This is a genomic window from uncultured Methylobacterium sp. (assembly GCF_964242245.1).
Classification (GTDB): Bacteria; Pseudomonadota; Alphaproteobacteria; order Rhizobiales; family Beijerinckiaceae; genus Methylobacterium.
This window is the reverse complement of sequence record NZ_CAXTBY010000183.1, coordinates 1-4,707: the sequence shown is the minus strand read 5'-3', so window position 1 is coordinate 4,707 and position 4,707 is coordinate 1. Positions and strand designations below refer to the sequence as shown.

Here is a 4,707-nt window from a genome sequence, read left to right as displayed (position 1 = left end):
GCGGTCTTGCCGGTCTGGCGGTCGCCGATGATCAGCTCGCGCTGGCCGCGGCCGACGGGGATCAGGGCGTCCACCGCCTTGAGGCCGGTGGCCATCGGCTCGTGCACGGATTTCCGCGGGATGATGCCCGGCGCCTTCACGTCCACGCGGCGGCGCTCGTCGGAGACGATCGGGCCCTTGCCGTCGATCGGGTTGCCGAGGCCGTCGACGACGCGCCCGAGCAGGCCCTTGCCGACCGGCACGTCCACGATCGCGCCGGTGCGCTTGACGGTCTGGCCTTCCTTGATGTCGCGATCGGAGCCGAAGATCACGATGCCGACGTTGTCCTGTTCGAGGTTGAGCGCCATGCCGCGCACGCCCGATTCGAACTCGACCATCTCGCCGGCCTGGACGTTGTCGAGGCCGTAGGCGCGGGCGATGCCGTCGCCGACGGACAGCACCTGGCCGACCTCGGAGACCTCGGCCTCCTCGCCGAAGTTCTTGATCTGATCCTTCAGGATCGCGGAGATCTCGGCGGCGCGGATGTCCATCGTCGGGCCTCTCAGTTCGTTCGATGTCGAGTCTGTTCGGGGTGATGGCGGGAGCGGAGGATGTCCTGACGGACGGCCTACCGGGCTTCCCGCATCGCGAGACGAATGCCGTTGAGCTTGGTCCGGAGCGAGGCGTCGACCATGCGCGAGCCCATCTTGACGATGAGACCGCCGATCAGGCTCGGATCGACGTGCAGGTCGAGGTCGATCTCGGATCTGGACACGTCGCGCAGGCTGGCCCTGATCTCCTCGAGCACCGCGTCGGAGGGCCGCTCGGCCACCCGCACCTCGGCGGTGACGATGCCCTTCGAGGTCCGGACCAGCGCGCGGAAGGCGGCGATCATGCCGGGCAGCGCGAACAGGCGGCGGTTGGCGGCCGAGAGCCGGATGAAGTTGGCGGCCAGCCCCGTGATGCCGGCCCTGTCGAGGATCGCGCCGATCGCGGCGGCCTGCTCCTCGCCGGAGAAGACCGGGCTGCGCACGAGGCGACGCAGGTCGGCACTCTCCTTGAGAAGACCGTCGAAGCGCTCCAGGCCCTCGGCCACGGCATCGACCTGACGCTCGTCGCGGGCAAGCTCGAACAGGGCGGAGGCGTAGCGGCCGGACACGCCGGCGACCAGGGGACCCTCGGAACCGCTCTGCGCCACCCGCCGCTCTCTCTTGTTCCTTGGCCCTTCGGCCTCCGGCCGGCCCGCGCCGAAGGGGGCCGGCCGGAGGCCGTCGGGAAAATGGGATTGCACCGGGCTCGTCAGGGGCGCGAAACATCCCTCGGCCGGCGCGGCGACCGCCTAGCATGGCAATGCGGTGGCACGCAAGGCGAACGGCGGAGCGGCGCCCGTCGCCTCGCTCTCGCCCGTTCGATGGCCGGATCGCGCCGGGATCAGCAGGCAAGCCGGTCGCAGCGGCGGGTGCTGGCGACCATCCTTGCCAGGGTGCGGGCACCTGGATGGCCGAGGATGCCGGCGTTCCCGAGCACGTAGGATGGCGTTGCGTAGAGTCCGAGATCGGCCGCGATCCGCATCTGGCTCCTGAGGGCGAGGCGCACCTCCTCGCCGTCGGCGATCTCCTTCAGCTCCGCGGACGGGATGCCGAGGGCGGTGCCCGCTGCCAGCGCGCCCGGACCGTCAACGCGGCCGGGCTTCTCCAGGACGCCGCCGTAGAAGCGCCACGCCGCCTCCGAGCCGAGCTTGCGCTGGACCGCCAGCGCCACCTTGGCGGCTTGGGCCGATTGCGGCGACAGGATCGGGTTCTGCACGAGGCCGATCCGCAAGGCCGCATCGCTGGCGTGCAGCGCGATCACGTCGGCGGCCGCCTTGCGGCAGTACGGGCAGTTGAAGTCGAAGAACTCGTAGAGCGTGGTCTCGGCCTCGCGCGGCCCGGCGTAGGTGACCCCGCGCAAGGCCGGGATCTGGCCGGTGATCTCCCCCGGAAGCACGGAGTTGGCGATTGCCTTGCCCTCGTCGCTCGTGAGTGCGACGCGCTGGCCGTAGGACTGGGCGCGCGCTCCGCTGCCGAGCGCGAGGCCGACGGCGGAGCCGGCCGAGGCCGCGAGGAAACGGCGGCGGGTGAGAGGCATGGGCGTGTCCGGACGGTGGGCGGCGTTCAGCCCGCGCATGAACCGGCCGATTCAGGCGATGTCGGGGCCTTCGCTGAAGATCAGCGCATCGCGCCCGGACGCTCGCCCGCGGCCCAGGCCAGCGCCCGCTCCAGCCGATCGTTGCCCCAGAACAACTCGCCGTCGTCGGTGAGGAAGGTCGGGGCGCCGTAGATGCCGCGCGAGCGCGCCTCCTCGCCGACCACGCGCAGCCGGGTCTTGTTGGCTTCGGCCGCTGCCGCCTTGAGCTGCTGCGTGCCGTCGAGGCCGAGGCCGTTCAGGATCTCGACCACCGCCGCCGGCTCGGCGATCGAGCGCCCGTGGGCGTAGCAGGACGCGAAGACGGCGGTCGAGAACGGGACCAGCCAGTCCTGGTCCTGGCCGAGGATCGCGGCGCGGGTGGCGCTGAGGCTGTTCTGCGGGAACGGATCGGGCCGGGTGACCGGCGGCAGGCCGCAGCGGGCGGCCTCGCGCTCCAGGTCGCGCCACATGTTCCGGCCCTTGGCCGGGTAGAGGTTGAACGGCGACGTGGTCCAGCCCTGCGCGGCGAAGATCGGCCCGAGCAGGAACGGGCGCCAGCGAACCGTGACGCCGGCGGCCGCGGCCAGCCCCGCGATGCGGGCGGCGGCGAGGTAGGAATAAGTCGACGCGAACTCGTACCAGAACTCGAGGGTTGGCTGGCGCGCCATGGGGTTCGCTTCTCCGGGTCGGGGTGTCGGCACGCAAATCTCGCACCCCTCGATGTCGGGAGCGAGGCGGCGCCGTGCGCGCCGCGGATCGATGGCAGATGCATCGAACGTCCGATCCGGCACGCCGGTTGCAGGCCGGCGGCCTCCGCGATAAGCCGCCGGTCGCCGTCCCGAGCCGTGAGACACCCGAGGGCCAAATGTCCGACTTCGACAAGAAGCCCGTGAAGAAGGTGGTGCTCGCCTATTCCGGCGGCCTCGATACCTCGATCATCCTCAAGTGGCTGCAGACCACCTACGGCTGCGAGGTGATCACCTTCACCGCCGATCTCGGCCAGGGCGAGGAACTGGAGCCCGCCCGCCGCAAGGCGGAGCTTCTCGGGATCAAGCCGGAGAACATCTTCATCGAGGACCTGCGCGAGGAGTTCGTGCGGGACTACGTGTTTCCGATGTTCCGGGCCAACGCCGTCTACGAGGGCGTGTATCTCCTCGGCACCTCGATCGCCCGGCCGCTGATTGCCAAGAAGCAGATCGAGATCGCGGAAGCGGTCGGCGCGGACGCGGTCTGCCACGGCGCCACCGGCAAGGGCAACGACCAAGTCCGGTTCGAGCTCGGCTACTATGCGCTGAAGCCCGACGTGACGGTGATCGCGCCCTGGCGCGAGTGGGACATGCGCTCTCGCGAGGCGCTGATCGCCTTCGCCGAGGCGCACCAGATCCCGATATCCAAGGACAAGCGCGGCGAGAGCCCGTTCTCGGTCGACGCCAACCTCCTGCACGCCTCCTCCGAGGGCAAGGTGCTGGAGAACCCCGCCGACGCGGTGCCGGACTACGTTTTTTCGCGGACGCTCTCGCCCGAGGAGGCGCCCGACACGCCGACCGTCATCACGATCGGTTTCGAGCAGGGCGACGCGGTCTCGATCGACGGCGAAAGGCTCTCGCCCGCCACCCTGCTCGCCAAGCTCAACCAACTCGGCCACGACAACGGCATCGGGCGCCTCGACCTCGTCGAGAACCGCTTCGTCGGCATGAAGAGCCGCGGCATGTACGAGACGCCCGGCGGCACCATCCTGCTGCCGGCCCACCGCGCCATCGAGTCGATCACGCTGGACCGGGGCGCGGCCCACCTCAAGGACCAGATCATGCCGCAATACGCGGAGCTGATCTACAACGGCTTCTGGTTCAGCCCCGAGCGCGAGATGCTCCAGGCGCTGATCGACAGGAGCCAGGAACGCGTCACCGGCACAGTGCGGCTGAAGCTCTACAAGGGCGGCGTCCACGTCATCGGGCGGGAGAGCCCGCACTCGCTCTACGACCAGGACCTCGTCACCTTCGAGGAGGGCGCAGTGGCCTACGACCACCGGGATGCCGCGGGCTTCATCAAGCTCAACGCGCTGCGGCTGCGGACCCTGGCGCAGCGGAAGAAGCGCGACGCCTGAGCGTTTCAAAGGGAGGCGCGGGTCCCGGCACCTTTAGCGGGAGAGGGACAGGGTGAGGGACGAGAACTCACCGGAGGGGTCACGCCCCTCATCCCAGCCTTCTCCCCCTGGGAGAAGGGGCCCCGCGGTGCTTCGCGCGGGCCGACCGATGCCGTGGTCGGATCATCAGGAAAACGCCCCCGGCGCGATGTCGGCGTAGCGCAAGAAGACCTGCAACGCCGGCTGCATCGCGTGATGCAGCCCGGCCTCCGGCACCGGCACGGCGCCGTAGGGGGCCTGCGGGTCGATGCAGGGCACGTCGAGCGCGTCGCTCCACAGCACCGCGAGGTGCGGGATCAGGGCGAGGTGCGCGTCCGTCACGTCGAAGGTGATGTGCTCAGGGCTGGCACCGGATTCATCGCGAAACACGTCGCCGGCCCGGCCCGGATCGAGCTTGGCCAGCGGGTTGTGGTACTGGT

4 protein-coding genes and 2 pseudogenes are annotated in these 4,707 nt (G+C 70.1%); 1 reads left to right on the top strand and 5 read right to left on the bottom strand.

The genetic code is table 11. The features are described from left to right. The 4 genes and pseudogenes from ACFE8Y_RS20840 to ACFE8Y_RS20825 form a co-directional block, all read right to left on the bottom strand. Positions 1-530: pseudogene (locus ACFE8Y_RS20840) on the bottom strand (F0F1 ATP synthase subunit alpha); the annotation flags it as partial. Between the two features lie 77 nt (positions 531-607). Then, positions 608-1,177 (bottom strand): F0F1 ATP synthase subunit delta, encoded by a 570-nt coding sequence (locus tag ACFE8Y_RS20835; RefSeq protein ID WP_375466278.1) that lies wholly within the window; start codon positions 1,175-1,177, stop codon positions 608-610. A gap of 233 nt (positions 1,178-1,410) precedes the next feature. Continuing rightward, positions 1,411-2,106 carry a DsbA family protein gene (locus ACFE8Y_RS20830; protein WP_375466277.1) on the bottom strand — a complete coding sequence of 232 codons (696 nt, stop codon included), beginning with the start codon at positions 2,104-2,106 and terminating at the stop codon, positions 1,411-1,413. Between the two features lie 80 nt (positions 2,107-2,186). Then, the gene (locus ACFE8Y_RS20825) at positions 2,187-2,813 is read right to left on the bottom strand and encodes a 2-hydroxychromene-2-carboxylate isomerase (protein WP_375466276.1); all 627 of its coding nucleotides are present in this window, start codon (positions 2,811-2,813) and stop codon (positions 2,187-2,189) included. 197 nt (positions 2,814-3,010) lie between these two features. Here ACFE8Y_RS20825 and ACFE8Y_RS20820 point away from each other — a divergent pair, with 197 nt between their 5' ends. Beyond that, a complete protein-coding gene (locus ACFE8Y_RS20820; RefSeq protein WP_375466275.1) occupies positions 3,011-4,249 on the top strand; it encodes an argininosuccinate synthase in 1,239 nt (412 codons plus the stop codon). 165 nt (positions 4,250-4,414) lie between these two features. On the opposite strand, the pseudogene ACFE8Y_RS20815 reads toward ACFE8Y_RS20820, so the two are convergent. After that, positions 4,415-4,707: pseudogene (locus ACFE8Y_RS20815) on the bottom strand (hypothetical protein); the annotation flags it as partial.

Bases quoted from the DNA above. Each gene is read 5' to 3' on its own strand.
- ACFE8Y_RS20820 (WP_375466275.1), top strand. From the start codon at position 3,011: ATGTCCGACTTCGACAAGAAGCCCGTGAAGAAGGTGGTGCTCGCCTAT.
- ACFE8Y_RS20825 (WP_375466276.1), bottom strand. From the start codon at position 2,813: ATGGCGCGCCAGCCAACCCTCGAGTTCTGGTACGAGTTCGCGTCGACT.
- ACFE8Y_RS20830 (WP_375466277.1), bottom strand. From the start codon at position 2,106: ATGCCTCTCACCCGCCGCCGTTTCCTCGCGGCCTCGGCCGGCTCCGCC.